Consider the following 17,457-nt stretch of genomic DNA (forward strand, 5'->3'; position numbering starts at 1 on the left):
CCCCACAGAACTTTCCGGGCATTGCGCATAGTTGGGGCACTGCCGCGGGGTGGGCGCACCGACGTAACGTGTCCCCCAAGCGACCTGGAAAGCGAGGCAGCAACACATGTCCGAGCAGAGCAGCCCGCTCGATCTGGCCGAGGGCGATCCCTTCGGCCCGCACAACCTTCCGTACGGAGTGTTCTCCACCCCCGACCACCCCGACGACCGCCGGGTCGGCGTCCGCATCGGCAACCATGTGCTGGACGCCGGAGCGGCCGCGCACGCGCTCGGCTCGCCCTACGCCCAGCTGCTGGCCCAGCCCAGCCTGACCCCGCTGCTCGCCGCCGGACGCACCGCCTGGCGTGACGTACGGCGGGCGCTCACCGCCTGGGTGAGCGTCCCGGCCCACCGCGCGGACATCGAGCCGCTGCTGCACCCCGTCGACTCGGTGACGCTGCACCTCCCCTACGAGGTCGCGGACTACGTCGACTTCTACGCGAGCGAGCACCACGCCACCAACGTCGGCCGGATCTTCCGCCCGGACGGCGACGCGCTGACGCCCAACTGGAAGCACCTGCCGATCGGTTACCACGGCCGGGCGGGAACGGTCGTCGTCTCCGGTACGGATGTGGTGCGGCCCGCCGGCCAGCGCAAGGCCCCCTCCGACCCGGCGCCGGTCTTCGGCCCCTCGGTGAAGCTGGACATCGAGGCCGAGGTCGGTTTCGTGGTGGGCGTCCCCTCGGAGCAGGGCACCCCGGTCCCGCTCGGCGACTTCCGCGAGCATGTCTTCGGGCTCTCGCTGCTCAACGACTGGTCGGCGCGCGACATCCAGGCCTGGGAGTACGTGCCGCTGGGCCCGTTCCTCGGCAAGTCCTTCGCCACCTCCGTATCGGCGTGGGTGACCCCGCTGGAGGCCCTGGACGCGGCCCGCACCGCGCCGCCCGCCCGTGACTTCCCGCTCCTGCCCTACCTCGACGACGCGCGGGAGGAGGAGCCGGGCGGCATCGACCTGCGGATCTCCGTCGCGATCAACGGACAGCTGGTCGCGGAGCCGCCGTTCTCCTCCATGTACTGGACGGCGGCCCAGCAGCTGGCGCAGATGACGGTGAACGGCGCCTCGCTGCGCACCGGCGATCTGTACGGCTCCGGCACCGTCAGCGGCGCCGAACCGGGCCAGCGCGGCTCCCTGCTCGAACTCACCTGGAACGGCCGCGACCCGCTGGACCTGCCCGAGGGCAAGCGGACCTTCCTGGAGGACGGCGACACGGTGACCCTGACCGCGTGGGCCCCGGGCCCGGACGGGACGCGCGTCGGCCTCGGCGAGGTGACCGGCCGGATCGTTCCCGCGCCATGACCCCGGACACACCCGGACCGGCGCTCCCCGGGGCGCTGCCGCCGGCCGGCCCGGTCCGGGTGTGACGGTGCCCGCCGAACCCCGCACGGGCGGGGGTGCCGGGGAGCGGGTGCGGGGCGGGCAGGACCGGTGGTCAGCGGCGCGCGATGCGTTCACACGTTCGGGGGAGCCGCGTCCGGTTCCCGGCGGATACGCTGGTCGGACCCGCGAGACTCCGTCCCATGGGAGCACTGATGAGCGTCGAACCCGAGGCCCCCGAGCCGCGGTGGGCGGTTCCGCCCGAGGGCGGCTGGACCGCCGATGACCTGGACACACTCCCGAATCTGCCTCCGCACACGGAGCTGATCGACGGGAGCCTCGTTTTCGTGAGTCCGCAGACCTTGTTCCATTCACGGGCAGTCAGCTTTTTCGAATGGCAGCTGCAGTCGCTCGCCCCGCCCGAGCTGGAGGTGGTGCGCGAATTCACCATCGACATCGACCGCTACAACCGGCCCGAGCCCGATGTGATCGTCATCGACGGTGAGATCATCGGTGATCCGGACCAGACCCGGTTCCCCGCCGAGTCCGTGCGTCTGGCCGTCGAGGTCGTCTCCCCCGAGTCCCGGTCGCGCGACCGGGAGACCAAGCCCGTGAAGTACGCCCGAGCGACCATTCCCCACTACTGGCGGGTCGAGAACCACGACGGGCGGGCCGTGGTCTATGTCTTCGAGCGGGAACCGGCCACCGGCGCCTACACCTCGACCGGGATCTTCCACGACCGGATGAAGGTGTCCGTGCCCTTCCCCGTCGATCTGGACCTCACCGCGATCACCCCTCGCCGACGGGCGGTGGACCTGGGTTAGGTCCACCGCCCCGCCCCGAACCGCCCGGTACTCACTCGTACTCGGGCGGTTCCTCGTCCCAGCCGAACTCCGGATCGCTGTCCGGGACGGCCGGACGGGCAGCGGCCGGACGAGCGGCGGAAGCGGCGGCCCGGGTCGGTGCGGGGGCCGGGGCGGCGGCCGGTACCGCGGCGGGGGCGGGGGACGCGGGCTCCGGCTCGGCCGGTGCCGGGCCCAGCTCCGCCAGTACGGCCAGCACCCCTTCCCCGTACGTCGCCAGCTTCTTCTCGCCGAGGCCGCTGATGCTGCCGAGCTCGGCCGGCGAGCCGGGGCGCAGCACGGCGATCTCCCGCAGGGTCGCGTCGTGGAAGATGACGTACGCCGGGACGCCCTGCTCCTTCGCCGTCGCGCCGCGCCAGGCGCGCAGCGCCTCGAAGACCGGGACGGCCGACTCGGGCAGCTCGGCGACGGCCGCCGCCGCCTTCGAGGAGCGCTCGCTCTTCGTGGACCGGGAGGTGGGCTTCTTGGGCTCCTTGCGCAGCAGCACCTCGCGCTCCCGGCCGAGCACGGTGGCGCTGTCCTCGGTGAGCACCAGCGTGCCGTACTCCCCCTCGACCGCGAGCAGCCCCTGGGCCAGCAGCTGGCGCACGACGCCCCGCCACTCCGCCTCGGCCAGCTCCTCGCCGATGCCGAAGACGGAGAGCTGGTCGTGGTCGAACTGGATGACCTTCGCGGTCTTGCGGCCCAGCAGGATGTCGATGATCTGTCCGGCGCCGAACTTCTGCCCGCGCTCGCGCTTCAGCCGCACCACGGTGGACAGCAGCTTCTGCGAGACGACCGTGCCGTCCCAGGTCTCGGGCGGGGTGAGGCAGGTGTCGCAGTTGCCGCAGGACTCCGCCGTGGGCTCCTGGCCGAAGTACGTCAGCAGCTGGGCCCGGCGGCACCGCACGGTCTCGCACAGCGCCAGCATCGAGTCCAGGTGGGAGGCCGCCCGGCGGCGGAACGCCTCGTCGCCCTCCCCGCCCTGGATCAGCTTGCGCTGCTGGACGACGTCCTGGAGTCCGTAGGCCATCCATGCCGTGGACGGCGCCCCGTCACGGCCGGCGCGGCCGGTCTCCTGGTAATAGCCCTCGACGGACTTCGGCAGGTCGAGGTGGGCGACGAAGCGCACGTCCGGCTTGTCGATGCCCATGCCGAAGGCGATGGTCGCGACGACGACCAGGCCCTCCTCGCGCAGGAAGCGCGCCTGGTGGACGGCGCGCGTCCCGGCGTCCAGTCCCGCGTGGTACGGCACGGCCTCGATGCCGTTGCGGCAGAGATACTCGGCGGTCTTCTCGGTCGAGTTGCGCGACAGGCAGTAGACGATGCCCGCGTCCCCGTCGTGCTCCTCCTTCAGGAAGGTGAGCAGCTGCTTCTTCGGGTCGGCCTTCGGTACGACGCGGTACTGGATGTTGGGCCGGTCGAAGCTGGCGACGAAGTGCTTGGCGTCGGGCATCCCCAGCCGCTGGGTGATCTCCCGGTGGGTGGCGTCGGTCGCGGTCGCCGTCAGCGCGATCCGCGGAACGTCCGGCCAGCGCTCGCCGAGCACGGACAGGGCCAGGTAGTCGGGGCGGAAGTCGTGGCCCCACTGGGCCACACAGTGCGCCTCGTCGATCGCGAAGACGGAGATCTCGCCGCGGGCGAGCAGGGAGAGCGTGGAGTCCAGGCGCAGCCGCTCCGGGGCCAGGTACAGCAGGTCGAGTTCGCCGGCGAGGAACTGGGCCTCCATCGAGCGGCGCTCGTCGAGGTCCTGGGTGGAGTTGACGAAGCCGGCCCGCACCCCGAGCGCCCGCAGGGCGTCCACCTGGTCCTGCATGAGGGCGATCAGCGGCGAGACCACGATGCCGGTGCCGGGCCTGACCAGCGCCGGGATCTGGTAGCAGAGGGACTTGCCACCGCCGGTCGGCATGAGCACGACCGCGTCGCCGCCCGCCACCACATGCTCGATGACCGCGCCCTGCTCACCGCGGAACGATTCGTATCCGAATACGCGATGCAGTGTGCGTTGCGCATCGCTCTCGGTCACATCCATGGTCATGCCCGTTCCGCTCATCGCTCTGTCCCTGGGTTCCGTCGCGCTACGCCCGCACCGTCCCCTGCCACGATAGGCGCCCCCGGTGACAACGCCGGACGGGCCCGGAAATCGGGCCCGCCCGGCGGGTGGGTCGGTGACGGCCTGCCGCTCGCCGCCTACCGCGCGAACACTCCCGCCTGACCGGCCAGGTCCAGGAAGTACTGCGGGGCCAGGCCCAGCACCAGCGTGACCGCGACACCGACACCGATCGTCGTCATCGTCAGCGGGGACGGGACGGCGACCGTCGGGCCGTCCGCCTTCGGCTCGCTGAAGAACATCAGGACGATGACCCGGATGTAGAAGAACGCGGCGATGGCCGAGGAGATCACACCGACCACGACCAGCGCGCCCGCGCCGCTCTCCGCCGCCGCCTTGAAGACCGCGAACTTCCCGGAGAAGCCCGAGGTCAGCGGGATACCGGCGAAGGCCAGCAGGAACACCGCGAAGACCGCGGCGACCAGCGGCGAGCGCCGGCCGAGCCCGGCCCACTTGGACAGGTGCGTGGCCTCGCCGCCCGCGTCGCGGACCAGGGTGACGACGGCGAAGGCGCCGACCGTCACGAAGGAGTACGCGGCGAGGTAGAAGAGGACCGAGGAGATGCCGTTCGGGTTGGTCGCGATGACACCCGAGAGGATGAAGCCCGCGTGCGCGACCGAGGAGTAGGCCAGCATCCGCTTGATGTCGGTCTGGGTGATCGCGACGATCGCCCCGCCCAGCATCGTGAGGATGGCCACGCCCCACATGACCGGGCGCCAGTCCCAGGTGAGCCCCGGCAGCACCACGTACATCAGGCGCAGCAGCGCACCGAACGCGGCGACCTTCGTGGCCGCGGCCATGAAACCGGTGACCGGCGTCGGGGCACCCTGGTAGACGTCCGGGGTCCACATGTGGAACGGGACCGCGCCGACCTTGAAGAGCAGTCCGGTCAGGACCATCGCGCCGCCGATGAGCAGCAGCACGTCGTTGCCCATGGTGTCGGCGAGGGCCGGGTCGATCTCCAGGACGGAGCCGTCGACCACCTCGGCGATCCGGGCGTACGAGAGGGAGCCCGCGTACCCGTACAGCAGGGCGATCCCGAACAGGAAGAACGCCGAGGAGAACGCGCCGAGCAGGAAGTACTTCACCGCGGCCTCCTGCGACATCAGCCGCTTGCGGCGGGCGAGGGCGCACAGGAGGTAGAGCGGGAGCGAGAAGACTTCGAGGGCGATGAAGAGGGTCAGCAGATCGTTGGCTGCCGGGAAGACCAGCATGCCCGCGATGCAGAAGAGGACCAGCGGGAAGACCTCGGTCGTGGTGAAACCGGCCCTGACCGCGGCCTTCTCGCCGTCACTGCCCGGTACGGCGCCGGCCTGTGCGACGAAGGAGTCGACCCGGTTGCCGTGCGACTCGGGGTCCAGCCGGCGCTCGGCGAAGGTGAAGACCGCCACCACCGAGACCAGCAGGATGGTGCCCTGGAGGAACAGCGTGGGGCCGTCGATCGCGATGGCCTTCATGGCCGCGAGGTGCGGCTCGGAGGCGTACCCGTCGGCCGCGAGGGCCACGACCGCGGCGAACGAGGCGGCGAGGGCCACGACGGTCAGGAAGACCTGCGTGTAGTAGCGGGCCCGGCGCGGCACGAATGCCTCGACCAGGATGCCGAGGACGGCGGCGCCGATCACGATCAGTACCGGCGCCAGTTGGCCGTACTCGATGGTCGGCGCCTTGAACGTCTGGTCCGCGGCGGCCGTCGTCCACCCGCCCGCCGTCGTCCACAGGCTGTGGACAGCTGTTGCGCTCACTTGGCGGCCTCCACCTCGGGCTGGGGGTCCTTCTTCTGTACGTCATGCATGGTGTGCTGCACCGCGGGGTTGACGACCTCGGTGAGCGGCTTCGGGAAGACCCCCAGGAGGACCAGCAGCGCGATCAGCGGGAGAGCCACCACGAGCTCCCGCGCCTTGAGGTCCGGCATCCCCTGGACCGAGGCCTTGACCGGGCCGGTCATGGTGCGCTGGTAGAGGACCAGGACGTAGAGCGCGGCGAGCACGATGCCGGAGGTGGCGACGATGCCCGCCACCGGATACGCGCTGAACGTGCCGACCAGCACCAGGAACTCGCTGACGAACGGGGCGAGGCCGGGCAGCGAGAGCGTGGCCAGACCGCCGATCAGGAAGGTCCCGGCCAGCACGGGTGCCACCTTCTGCACCCCGCCGTAGTCCGCGATGAGCCGCGAGCCGCGCCGGGTGATCAGGAACCCGGCGACCAGCAGCAGCGCGGCCGTCGAGATGCCGTGGTTGACCATGTAGAGCGTGGCGCCCGACTGGCCCTGACTGGTCATCGCGAAGATGCCCAGGATGATGAAGCCGAAGTGCGAGATCGAGGCGTAGGCGATCAGCCGCTTGATGTCGCGCTGGCCGACCGCGAGCAGCGCCCCGTACACGATGGAGATCAGCGCCAGGACGAGGACGACGGGCGTCGCCCACTTGCTGGCCTCCGGGAAGAGCTGGAGGCAGAAGCGGAGCATCGCGAACGTGCCGACCTTGTCGACGATCGCGGTGATCAGCACGGCGACCGGCGCGGTCGCCTCGCCCATCGCGTTGGGCAGCCAGGTGTGCAGCGGCCACAGCGGGGCCTTCACCGCGAAGGCGAAGAAGAACCCGAGGAACAGCCACCGTTCGGTGCTGGTCGCCATCTCCAGCGAGCCGTTGGCCCGCGCCTCGGCGATCTCGGAGAGCGAGAAGCTCCCCGCGACGACGTACAGGCCGATGACCGCGGCCAGCATGATCAGGCCGCCGGCCAGGTTGTAGAGGAGGAACTTCACCGCGGCGTACGAGCGTTGCGTCGCCGCGTTCTCGTCGCTGCCGGCGTGGGCCCGGTCCCCGAAGCCGCCGATGAGGAAGTACATCGGGATGAGCATGGCTTCGAACAGGATGTAGAAGAGGAAGACGTCGGTGGCCTCGAAGGAGAGGATCACCATCGCTTCGACCATCAGGATCAGGGCGAAGAAGCCCTGGGTGGGCCGCCAGCGCGAGGAGCGCGTCTCCAGGGGGTCGGCGTCGTTCCAGCCGGCCAGGATGACGAAGGGGATCAGCAGGGCGGTGAGCGCGAGGAGCGCCACCCCGATGCCGTCCACGCCCAGTTCGTACCGGACCCCGAAGTCGGCGATCCAGGCGTGCGATTCGGTGAGCTGGTAGCGCTCGCCGCCGGGTTCGAAGCGGAGGAAGACGATGGCCGCCAGGACGAACGTGCCCAGCGAGAAGAGCAGCGCGAGCCATTTGGCGGCGGTGCGCCGCGCGGCCGGGACGGCGGCGGTGACGATCGCACCGATCGCCGGGAGCGCGGCCGTCGCTGTCAGGAGAGGAAAGGACATGGTGATCAGACCGCCCTCATCAGCAGGGTTGCGGCGATGAGCACGGCCGTACCGCCGAACATCGAGACCGCGTAGGAGCGGGCGTAGCCGTTCTGCAGCTTGCGCAGCCGGCCGGAGAGCCCGCCGACCGAGGCGGCCGTGCCGTTGACGACACCGTCGACCAGGGTGTGGTCGACATAGACCAGGGAGCGGGTGAGGTGCTCGCCGCCGCGGACCAGGACCACATGGTTGAAGTCGTCCTGGAGCAGGTCGCGGCGGGCGGCCCGGGTGAGCAGCGAGCCGCGCGGGGCGACGACGGGGACGGGCTTGCGCCCGTACATCAGCCAGGCGATGGCGACACCGATGACCAGGACCACCATGGTGGCGCCGGTGACGGTGGCCGCGCTGACCGGGGCATGGCCGTGGTCGTGTCCGGTGACGGGCTCCAGCCAGTGCATGAACCGGTCGCCGATGGAGAAGAAGCCACCGGCGAAGACCGAACCGAAGGCCAGCACGATCATGGGGATCGTCATCGACTTCGGGGACTCGTGCGGGTGCGGCTCGTGCCCTTCGGCGTCCGGCTGCCAGCGCTTCTCGCCGAAGAACGTCAGCAGCATCACACGGGTCATGTAGAACGCGGTGATCGCGGCGCCCAGCAGGGCGACCGAGCCCAGGATCCAGCCCTCCGTGCCGCCCTTGGCGAAGGCCGCCTCGATGATCTTGTCCTTGGAGAAGAAGCCGGACAGACCGGGGAAGCCGATGATCGCGAGATAGCCGAGTCCGAAGGTGATGAAGGTGACCGGCATGTACTTCCGCAGGCCGCCGTACTTGCGCATGTCGACCTCGTCGTTCATGCCGTGCATGACCGAACCGGCACCGAGGAAGAGCCCGGCCTTGAAGAAGCCGTGCGTCACCAGGTGCATGATCGCGAAGACGTAGCCGATGGGGCCGAGGCCCGCGGCCAGGATCATGTAGCCGATCTGCGACATCGTCGAGCCGGCGAGCGCCTTCTTGATGTCGTCCTTCGCGCAACCGACGATCGCACCGAACAGGAGCGTGACGGCACCGACGATGACGACGACCATCTGCGCGTCCGGGGCCTCGTTGAAGATCGCGCCGGACCTGACGATGAGATAGACACCCGCGGTCACCATGGTGGCGGCGTGGATGAGGGCGGAGACCGGGGTCGGGCCCTCCATCGCGTCACCGAGCCACGACTGGAGCGGCACCTGGGCCGACTTGCCGCAGGCGGCGAGCAGCAGCATCAGGCCGATGGCCGTCAGCTTGCCCTGGCTCGTCTCACCGGTCGCCTCCAGCACCGGGCCGAAGGTGAAGGTGCCGAAGGTGGTGAACATCAGCATGATGGCGATCGACAGGCCCATGTCGCCGACCCGGTTGACCAGGAAGGCCTTCTTGGCGGCGGTGGCCGCGCTGGGCTTGTGCTGCCAGAAACCGATCAGCAGGTACGACGCCAGGCCGACGCCCTCCCACCCGACGTACAGCAGCAGGTAGTTGTCGGCGATGACGAGCACGAGCATCGCCGCGAGGAACAGGTTCAGATAGCCGAAGAAGCGGCGCCTGCGCTCGTCGTGCTCCATGTAGCCGATGGAGTAGATGTGGATCAGCGTGCCCACACCCGTGATCAGCAGCACGAACGTCATCGACAGCTGGTCGAGCTGGAAGGCGATGTCGGCCTGGAAGCCCTCGACCGGAATCCAGCTGAACAGCTTCTGGTGCAGGGCCCGGTCCTCGGCCCCCTTGCCCAGCATGTCGAGGAAGAGTACGACTCCGACGACGAACGAGGCGGCGGCGAGCAGTGTGCCGAGCCAGTGTCCGGCGCGGTCCAGCCGACGGCCGCCGCACAGCAGCACCGCCGCTCCGAGCAGGGGCGCCGCGACGAGCAGCGCAATCAGGTTCTCCACGATTTCCGACCCCTTACAGCTTCATCAGGCTGGCGTCGTCGACCGAGGCCGAGTGGCGGGAGCGGAACAGCGACACGATGATCGCGAGCCCGACGACGACTTCCGCGGCGGCGACGACCATCGTGAAGAACGCGACGATCTGCCCGTCGAGATTGCCGTGCATCCGGGAGAACGTGACGAACGCGAGGTTGCACGCGTTGAGCATCAGCTCCACACACATGAACACCACGATCGCGTTCCGCCTGATCAGCACCCCGGACGCGCCGATGGTGAACAACAGGGCCGCGAGGTAGAGGTAGTTGACCGGATTCACTTGGCGACCTCCTCTTCTTCGTTGTCACGGCCGAGCCGTTCCTCCGAGCGCTGCTCCAGCGCCTTGAGGTCGGCGAGCGCCTCGTGCGACACATCGCGGATCTGGCCGCGCTCGCGCAGCGTCCGCATGACGGTGAGCTCGGACGGGGTGCCGTCCGGGAGCAGACCGGCGATGTCCACCGCGTTGTGCCGGGCGTAGACGCCGGGGGCGGGCAGCGGCGGGAGCTGGCTGCTGCGCACGCGCTCCTCGGACATCTCCCGCTGGCTCTTGGCCCGTTCGGTGCGCTCGCGGTGGGTGAGCACCATCGCGCCGACGGTCGCGGTGATCAGCAGGGCGCCGGTGATCTCGAACGCGAAGACGTACTTCGTGAAGATCAGGTTGGCGAGCCCCTCGACATTCCCGCCGTGCTTGGCGTTGGCGGCGCCGAGCCCGTTGAAACTGTTCAGGGAGGCGTTGCCGATGCCCGCGACGAGCAGGACACCGAAGCCGAGTCCGCAGCCCGCGGCCAGCCAGCGCTGCCCCTTGAGGGTTTCCTTGAGCGAGTCCGCGGCCGTGACACCGACGAGCATGACCACGAAGAGGAACAGCATCATGATCGCGCCGGTGTAGACGACGACCTGGACGATGCCCAGGAAGTACGCGCCGTTGGCGAGGTAGAAGACGGCCAGGACGATCATGGTCCCGGCGAGCGAGAGAGCGCTGTGCACGGCCTTCTTCATCAGGACGGTGGACAGCGCGCCGATCACGGCGACGGTGCCCAGCACCCAGAACTGGACGGCCTCGCCGGTCGAGGTGGTCGAGGCCACCGCTGCCAGGCCGGTCATGCGTCCACCGCCTTGTCCTGCCGGCCGACTCCGCCGTCGGCGGATTCGGCGGACTCCGAGGACTTCCCGTCCTCGCCCTTGGACACGGCGCGCTGGCGCTCCGTACCGGGGGCGGCCTCGGTCACCAGGCCGCGGTAGTAGTCCTGTTCGTCCATGCCCGGGAAGATCGCGTGCGGGCTGTCGACCATGCCTTCCTCCAGCCCCGCGAGGAGCTCGTCCTTGGTGTAGATGAGGCTCTCGCGGGTGGTGTTGGCGAGCTCGAACTCGTTCGTCATCGTCAGCGCCCTGGTCGGGCAGGCCTCGATGCACAGTCCGCAGAGGATGCAGCGCGCGTAGTTGATCTGGTAGACGCGGCCGTAGCGCTCCCCGGGGGAGTAGCGCTCCTCCTCGGTGTTGTCCGCGCCCTCCACGTAGATGGCGTCCGCCGGACACGCCCAGGCGCACAGCTCGCAGCCGATGCACTTCTCCAGGCCGTCCGGATGACGGTTGAGCTGGTGGCGGCCGTGGAAGCGGGGCGCGGTCACCTTCTGCGTTTCCGGGTACTGCTCGGTCAGCCGCTTCTTGAACATGGCCTTGAAGGTCACACCGAAGCCGGCCACGGGGTTCTGGAACTTGTCCCCCGAGGACCCCGAGGACCCTGTGGGTTCGCTCGAACCCCTGGGCTCTGATGACTCAGACACCGTCAGCCTCCTTTCCGTCACTCGCATTTCCGTCACTCTGAGTATCCGGCCCACCACTGACAACGAGCTCCCGCTCGCGTCGTGGCCTGCGGCGCGGCACGGTCGGCAGGGTCTGTCCGGGCAGCGGCGGCACCGGGAATCCGCCCGCCATCGGGTCGAACGCGGGCTCCGGTCCGGCCGCCGCCTCCTCGGCCTTCGCCTTGCGGTCGCGGAAGATGTCGACGACGAAGGAGATCAGCAGGACCGCGATCACGGCCCCGGCGACGTACAGCACGATCCGGGAGAAGTCGTAGCCCTCGTTGCGCAGCGCGCGGACCGTGGCGACGAGCATCAGCCAGACCACGGAGACCGGGATCAGGACCTTCCAGCCGAGCTTCATCAGCTGGTCGTAGCGGACACGGGGCAGCGTGCCGCGCAGCCAGATGAAGAAGAACAGCAGCAGCTGGACCTTGATGACGAACCAGAGCATCGGCCACCAGCCGTGGTTCGCGCCCTCCCAGAAGGTGCTGATCGGGTACGGAGCCCGCCAGCCGCCGAGGAAGAGGGTCACGGAGACCGCGGAGACGGTGACCATGTTGACGTACTCGGCCAGCATGAACATCGCGAACTTGATCGACGAGTACTCGGTGTTGAAGCCGCCGACGAGGTCGCCCTCGGACTCCGGCATGTCGAACGGGGCGCGGTTCGTCTCGCCGACCATCGTGACGATGTAGATGATGAAGGAGACCGGCAGCAGGATGATGAACCAGCGGTCCTCCTGCGCCTCCACGATCTTCGATGTCGACATCGACCCGGAGTAGAGGAAGACCGAGGCGAACGCGGCACCCATCGCGATCTCGTAGCTGATCATCTGGGCGCAGGACCGGAGCCCGCCGAGCAGCGGGTACGTCGATCCGGAGGACCAGCCCGCCAGCACGATGCCGTAGATGCCGACCGAGGCGACCGCGAGGATGTACAGCATCGCGATCGGCAGGTCGGTCAGCTGCATCGTCGTACGGTGGCCGAAGATCGAGACCTCGTTGCCGGACGGGCCGAACGGGATCACGGCGATCGCCATGAACGCCGGAATGGCCGCGACGATCGGCGCGAGGACGTAGACGACCTTGTCCGCCCGCTTGACGATGACGTCTTCCTTCAGCATCAGTTTGACGCCGTCGGCGAGCGACTGGAGCATGCCCCAGGGTCCGTGCCGGTTGGGCCCGATGCGCAGCTGCATCCAGGCGACGACCTTGCGCTCCCACACGATGGAGAACAGCACGGTCACCATCAGGAACGCGAAGCAGAAGACCGCCTTGATGACGACGAGCCACCAGGGGTCGGTGCCGAACATCGAGAGATCCTCGGCGGCGAGAGGGGCACCGTGCGGTGCCGTCGCGAGTGCGGCGAGGCCAGTCACGCTCGTACCTCCGATGGTTCGACGGGAGCACCGGGTGCGGCGGCGGGGCCGATCCGCACCAGGCCGCCGGGGCGTGCGCCGGTGTCACCGGGGATGCCTCGCCCGACGGAGTTCAGCGGCACCCAGACCACCCGGTCCGGCATGTCGGTGACCTTCAGGGGAAGTTCGACGGTGCCGGTGGGTCCGGTGACGGCCAGCAGGTCGCCGTCCTTCACCCCGGACTCGGCCGCCGTGGTGGCCGAGAGCCGGGCGACGGCCGCGTGCCGGGTCCCGGCCAGCGCCGTGTCGCCCTCCTGGAGGCTGCCCAGGTCCAGCAGCATCCGGTGGCCCGCGAGGACCGCCTCGCCGTCGCCGGGCCGGGGCAGCGGCTGCGCCGGCTCCCTCGGGTCCTGGGCGTGACCGCCCTGCCCCCCGCCGAGCCGGTCCAGCTCGCGCCGGGCCGACTTCAGGTCGGGCAGTGCGAGATGTACGTCCATGGCGTCGGCGAGCATGTGCAGCACCCGGGCATCGCTCGGGCAGAGCGTCCGGGGCATCTGCTCGGGCTTCAGCGCCGCCTCGAACAGCCGGGCCCTGCCCTCCCAGTTGAGGAAGGTGCCGGGCTTCTCGGCCACCGCGGCGACCGGGAGGACCACGTCCGCCCGCTCCGTGACCTCGCTGGGCCGCAGCTCCAGCGAGACCAGGAAGCCGACCCGGTCCAGCGCCTGAAGGGCGCGCTCCGGGTCGGGCAGGTCGGTGACCCCGACACCGGCGACGAGCAGTGCGCCCAGTTCGCCGGTGGCCGCCGCCTCCACGATCTGGCCGGTGTCGCGGCCGTAGCGGGCGGGGAGTTCGGCGACGCCCCAGGCGCGGGCCACCTCGTCCCTGGCCCGCGGGTCGGTGGCCGGGCGTCCACCGGGCAGCAGCGACGGGACCGCGCCCGCCTCCACCGCACCGCGCTCGCCGGCCCGGCGCGGGATCCACACGAGCGCGGCGCCGGTCGCGGCAGCGGTCCGTACGGCGGCGCTCAGCGCACCGGGTACCCCCGCCAGCCGCTCGCCCACCACGATCACGGAGCCCTCACCGCGCAGCGCCTCGGCCGCCGCGGAACCTTCGCCGTCCAGCCCGACCCCGCCCGCGAGCGCGTCCAGCCATTCGGTCTCGGTACCGGGGGCGGCGGGAAGCAGCGTGCCGCCCGTCTTCTCCAGACCGCGTGAGGCGTGCGAGGCGAGGGCGAAGGTGCGCTGGCCGTGCTTGCGGTGCGCCTTGCGCAGCCGCAGGAAGACTCCGGGGGCCTCCTCCTCGGACTCGAACCCGGCCAGCAGCACGGCCGGGGCCTTCTCCAGCGAGGTGTACGTGACCCCGTCGCCGTCCAGGTCGCGTCCGCGTCCGGCGACACGGGCGGCCAGGAAGTCGGCCTCCTCGCTGCTGTGGACACGGGCCCGGAAGTCGATGTCGTTGGTGTCGAGGGCCACCCGGGCGAACTTGCTGTAGGCGTAGGCGTCCTCGACGGTCAGCCGGCCGCCGGTCAGGACCCCGGTCCTGCCGCGCGCGGCGCCGAGACCGGCGGCCGCGGCGGCCAGCGCCTCGGGCCAGCCCGCCGGTTCCAGCACACCGTCCGCGTTGCGCACGAGCGGGTGGGTGAGCCGGTCGCGCTGCTGGGCGTAACGGAAGCCGAACCGCCCCTTGTCGCAGAGCCATTCCTCGTTGACCTCGGGCTCGTTGGCCGCGAGGCGCCGCATGACCTTGCCGCGCCGGTGATCGGTACGGGTCGCGCAGCCGCCCGCGCAGTGCTCGCACACCGAGGGCGTCGACACCAGGTCGAAGGGGCGGGAGCGGAACCGGTACGCCGCCGAGGTCAGCGCGCCGACCGGGCAGATCTGGATGGTGTTGCCGGAGAAGTACGACTCGAACGGGTCGCCCTGCCCGGTGCCGACCTGCTGGAGCGCGCCTCGCTCGATCAGCTCGATCATCGGGTCGCCCGCCACCTGGTTGGAGAACCGGGTGCAGCGCGCGCAGAGCACGCACCGCTCACGGTCCAGCAGTACCTGGGTGGAGATCGGGACGGGCTTCTCGAAGGTGCGCTTCCTGCCGTCGAAGCGGGAGTCGCTGTCGCCGTGCGACATCGCCTGGTTCTGGAGCGGGCACTCGCCGCCCTTGTCGCAGACGGGGCAGTCCAGCGGGTGGTTGATGAGCAGGAGCTCCATCACCCCCTTCTGGGCCTTCTCCGCGACCGGCGAGGAGATCTGCGACTTCACGACCATGCCGTCGGTGCACGTGATGGTGCAGGACGCCATCGGCTTGCGCTGGCCCTCGACCTCGACGATGCACTGGCGGCAGGCGCCGGCCGGGTCGAGGAGCGGGTGGTCGCAGAAGCGCGGGATCTCGATGCCGAGGAGCTCGGCCGCCCGGATGACCAGGGTGCCCTTGGGGACGCTGATCTCGATGCCGTCGATGGTCAGCGTGACAAGGTCCTCGGGCGGGAGAGCCGCCTCGCCGCCCCCGGAGGGCGCACTCGTGGTGACTGTCATGCGTTCACCCCCCGGTGAGTGTTCTTGTCGTCGGCCCAGACGGTCGACTTGGCGGGATCGAAGGGGCAGCCCTTGCCCGTGATGTGCTGCTCGTACTCCTCGCGGAAGTACTTCAGCGAGGAGAAGATCGGCGAGGCGGCGCCGTCGCCGAGGGCGCAGAAGGACTTGCCGTTGATGTTGTCGGCGATGTCGTTGAGCTTGTCGAGGTCGGACATCCGGCCCTTGCCGGCCTCGATGTCGCGCAGCAGCTGGACGAGCCAGTACGTGCCCTCGCGGCAGGGTGTGCACTTGCCGCAGGACTCATGGGCGTAGAACTCGGTCCACCGGGTGACGGCCCGTACGACACAGGTCGTCTCGTCGAAGCACTGGAGCGCCTTGGTGCCGAGCATCGACCCGGCGGCGCCGACGCCCTCGTAGTCCAGGGGGACGTCGAGGTGTTCGTCGGTGAACATCGGGGTGGAGGAGCCGCCCGGGGTCCAGAACTTCAGGCGGTGACCGGCCCGGATGCCGCCGCTCATGTCGAGCAGCTGACGCAGGGTGATGCCGAGCGGGGCCTCGTACTGGCCGGGACTGGTGACGTGCCCGCTCAGCGAGTACAGCGTGAAGCCCGGGGACTTCTCGCTGCCCATCGACTTGAACCAGTCCTTGCCCTTGTTCAGGATCGCGGGAACCGAGGCGATGGACTCGACGTTGTTCACCACGGTGGGGCAGGCGTACAGACCGGCGACGGCGGGGAAGGGGGGACGCAGCCGGGGCTGGCCACGCCGTCCTTCGAGCGAGTCGAGCAGCGCGGTTTCCTCACCGCAGATGTACGCGCCGGCACCCGCGTGCACCGTGAGTTCCAGGTCGAGACCCGAACCCAGGATGTCCTTCCCCAGATACCCCGCCTCGTAGGCCTCGCGCACGGCCTCGTGCAGGCGCCGCAGCACGGGGACCACTTCACCGCGCAGATAGATGAAGGCGTGCGAGGAGCGGATCGCGTAGCAGGCGATCACCATGCCCTCGATGAGGCTGTGCGGGTTGGCGAAGAGGAGCGGGATGTCCTTGCAGGTCCCGGGCTCCGACTCGTCGGCGTTGACGACCAGGTAGTGCGGCTTGCCGTCGCCCTGCGGGATGAACTGCCACTTCATCCCGGTGGGGAAGCCCGCGCCGCCGCGTCCGCGCAGACCGGAGTCCTTGACGTACGCGATGAGGTCGTCGGGCGACATGGCCAGCGCCTTGCGCAGTCCCTGATACCCGTCGTGGCGCAGGTAGGTGTCCAGCGTCCAGGACTCGGGCTCGTCCCAGAAGGCGGAGAGTACGGGCGAGAGCAGCTTCTCGGGGCTGGTCCCGTTCTCGTTGATCTCGGCGGCCAAGGTCATCACTCCCCCTCCTCGGCTGCGGGCCCGGCCGGGTGCTCCGGGTCGGAGGCCGAGGTCTGCTGTGGTGCGTCATGAGAGCTGAGGTGCTCGGACGGCGAGGCGTCGTGGGGCTGCGCGCCGCCGGGGGCGCCGCCGTGCGTCTCGCCGCGCGGCGAGACGACCCGGGCCTGCGGGGCGGCCTCGCCCTTGGCGAGCCTGAGCCCGATCAGCGAGGCGGGGCCCGCGCCGCCGCTCGCGCCGACGGCTCCCGGGCGCTCGTCGGGAAAGCCGGCCAGGATGCGCGACGTCTCCTTGTACGAGCAGAGCGGGGCGCCGCGGGTGGGTTCGACGGTGCGTCCGGCGATCAGGTCGTCGACGAGCCGAGTCGCGCTCTCGGGCGTCTGGTTGTCGAAGAACTCCCAGTTGACCATCACGACGGGGGCGAAGTCGCAGGCCGCGTTGCACTCGATGTGTTCGAGCGTGACCTTGCCGTCCTCGGTGGTCTCGTCGTTGCCGACCCCGAGGTGGTCCTTCAGCCGGTCGAAGATGGCGTCGCCGCCCATGACGGCGCACAGGGTGTTGGTGCAGACGCCGACCTGGTACTCACCGCTGGGCCTGCGCCGGTACATGGTGTAGAAGGTCGCGACCGCGGTGACCTCGGCGGTGGTGAGGCCGAGCAGTTCGGCGCAGAAGGCCATGCCCGTACGGGAGACGTACCCTTCCTCGGCCTGCACCAGGTGGAGGAGCGGCAGCAGCGCGGAGCGGCTGTCGGGGTAGCGGGCGATCACCTCCTTCGCGTCCGCTTCGAGCCGGGCGCGCACGTCGGCCGGGTAGGCGGGGGCGGGGAGCTGCGGCATCCCCAGACTGACCTCTTGGTTTG

General features: G+C 70.0%; 13 protein-coding genes. 2 read left to right on the forward strand and 11 right to left on the reverse strand.

Annotation, left to right across the window (positions count from 1 at the left end; genetic code table 11):
* Nucleotides 1–106 precede the first annotated feature (106 nt).
* Together fahA and ABT170_RS29310 are read left to right on the forward strand one after the other, a co-directional pair.
* Entirely contained in the window at nt 107–1,336 is a 1,230-nt protein-coding gene (gene fahA / locus ABT170_RS29305; protein WP_329940748.1) for a fumarylacetoacetase, read from the forward strand.
* A 233-nt stretch (nt 1,337–1,569) separates the two neighbouring features.
* Complete coding sequence (locus tag ABT170_RS29310) at nt 1,570–2,178, forward strand: Uma2 family endonuclease (protein ID WP_351872325.1); 609 nt, start codon at nt 1,570–1,572, stop codon at nt 2,176–2,178.
* 31 nt (nt 2,179–2,209) lie between these two features.
* Here ABT170_RS29310 and recQ read toward each other — a convergent pair whose 3' ends face one another.
* The 11 genes from recQ to nuoE form a co-directional block, all read right to left on the reverse strand.
* Complete coding sequence (gene recQ, locus ABT170_RS29315) at nt 2,210–4,249, reverse strand: DNA helicase RecQ (RefSeq protein WP_502970581.1); 2,040 nt, start codon at nt 4,247–4,249, stop codon at nt 2,210–2,212.
* Nucleotides 4,250–4,386: 137 nt separating this feature from the next.
* Entirely contained in the window at nt 4,387–6,048 is a 1,662-nt protein-coding gene (nuoN, locus tag ABT170_RS29320; RefSeq protein ID WP_351872328.1) for an NADH-quinone oxidoreductase subunit NuoN, read from the reverse strand.
* Nucleotides 6,045–7,616 (reverse strand): NADH-quinone oxidoreductase subunit M, encoded by a 1,572-nt coding sequence (locus ABT170_RS29325; RefSeq protein WP_329940745.1) that lies wholly within the window; start codon nt 7,614–7,616, stop codon nt 6,045–6,047. Before ABT170_RS29325 ends, nuoN begins: the two co-directional genes overlap by 4 nt.
* A gap of 5 nt (nt 7,617–7,621) precedes the next feature.
* A complete protein-coding gene (gene nuoL, locus ABT170_RS29330; RefSeq protein ID WP_329940744.1) occupies nt 7,622–9,517 on the reverse strand; it encodes an NADH-quinone oxidoreductase subunit L in 1,896 nt (631 codons plus the stop codon).
* A gap of 13 nt (nt 9,518–9,530) precedes the next feature.
* Entirely contained in the window at nt 9,531–9,830 is a 300-nt protein-coding gene (gene nuoK / locus ABT170_RS29335; protein ID WP_073718458.1) for an NADH-quinone oxidoreductase subunit NuoK, read from the reverse strand.
* A complete protein-coding gene (locus ABT170_RS29340) occupies nt 9,827–10,654 on the reverse strand; it encodes an NADH-quinone oxidoreductase subunit J (protein WP_329940743.1) in 828 nt (275 codons plus the stop codon). Before ABT170_RS29340 ends, nuoK begins: the two co-directional genes overlap by 4 nt.
* Entirely contained in the window at nt 10,651–11,334 is a 684-nt protein-coding gene (gene nuoI / locus ABT170_RS29345; protein ID WP_443034212.1) for an NADH-quinone oxidoreductase subunit NuoI, read from the reverse strand. The genes ABT170_RS29340 and nuoI overlap by 4 nt, the downstream gene beginning before the upstream one ends.
* Complete coding sequence (nuoH, locus tag ABT170_RS29350) at nt 11,327–12,730, reverse strand: NADH-quinone oxidoreductase subunit NuoH (protein WP_266931819.1); 1,404 nt, start codon at nt 12,728–12,730, stop codon at nt 11,327–11,329. Before nuoH ends, nuoI begins: the two co-directional genes overlap by 8 nt.
* The gene (locus ABT170_RS29355) at nt 12,727–15,237 is read right to left on the reverse strand and encodes an NADH-quinone oxidoreductase subunit G (RefSeq protein WP_351872335.1); all 2,511 of its coding nucleotides are present in this window, start codon (nt 15,235–15,237) and stop codon (nt 12,727–12,729) included. Before ABT170_RS29355 ends, nuoH begins: the two co-directional genes overlap by 4 nt.
* A complete protein-coding gene (gene nuoF / locus ABT170_RS29360) occupies nt 15,234–16,598 on the reverse strand; it encodes an NADH-quinone oxidoreductase subunit NuoF (protein WP_329940740.1) in 1,365 nt (454 codons plus the stop codon). Before nuoF ends, ABT170_RS29355 begins: the two co-directional genes overlap by 4 nt.
* Nucleotides 16,598–17,434: an NADH-quinone oxidoreductase subunit NuoE gene (nuoE, locus tag ABT170_RS29365; protein WP_329940767.1), complete on the reverse strand. Its 837-nt coding sequence runs from the start codon at nt 17,432–17,434 to the stop codon at nt 16,598–16,600. The genes nuoF and nuoE overlap by 1 nt, the downstream gene beginning before the upstream one ends.
* Between the last annotated feature and the right edge of the window lie 23 nt (nt 17,435–17,457).

The organism is Streptomyces sp. NPDC001787 (assembly GCF_040297465.1).
Taxonomy (GTDB): Bacteria; Actinomycetota; Actinomycetes; order Streptomycetales; family Streptomycetaceae; genus Streptomyces.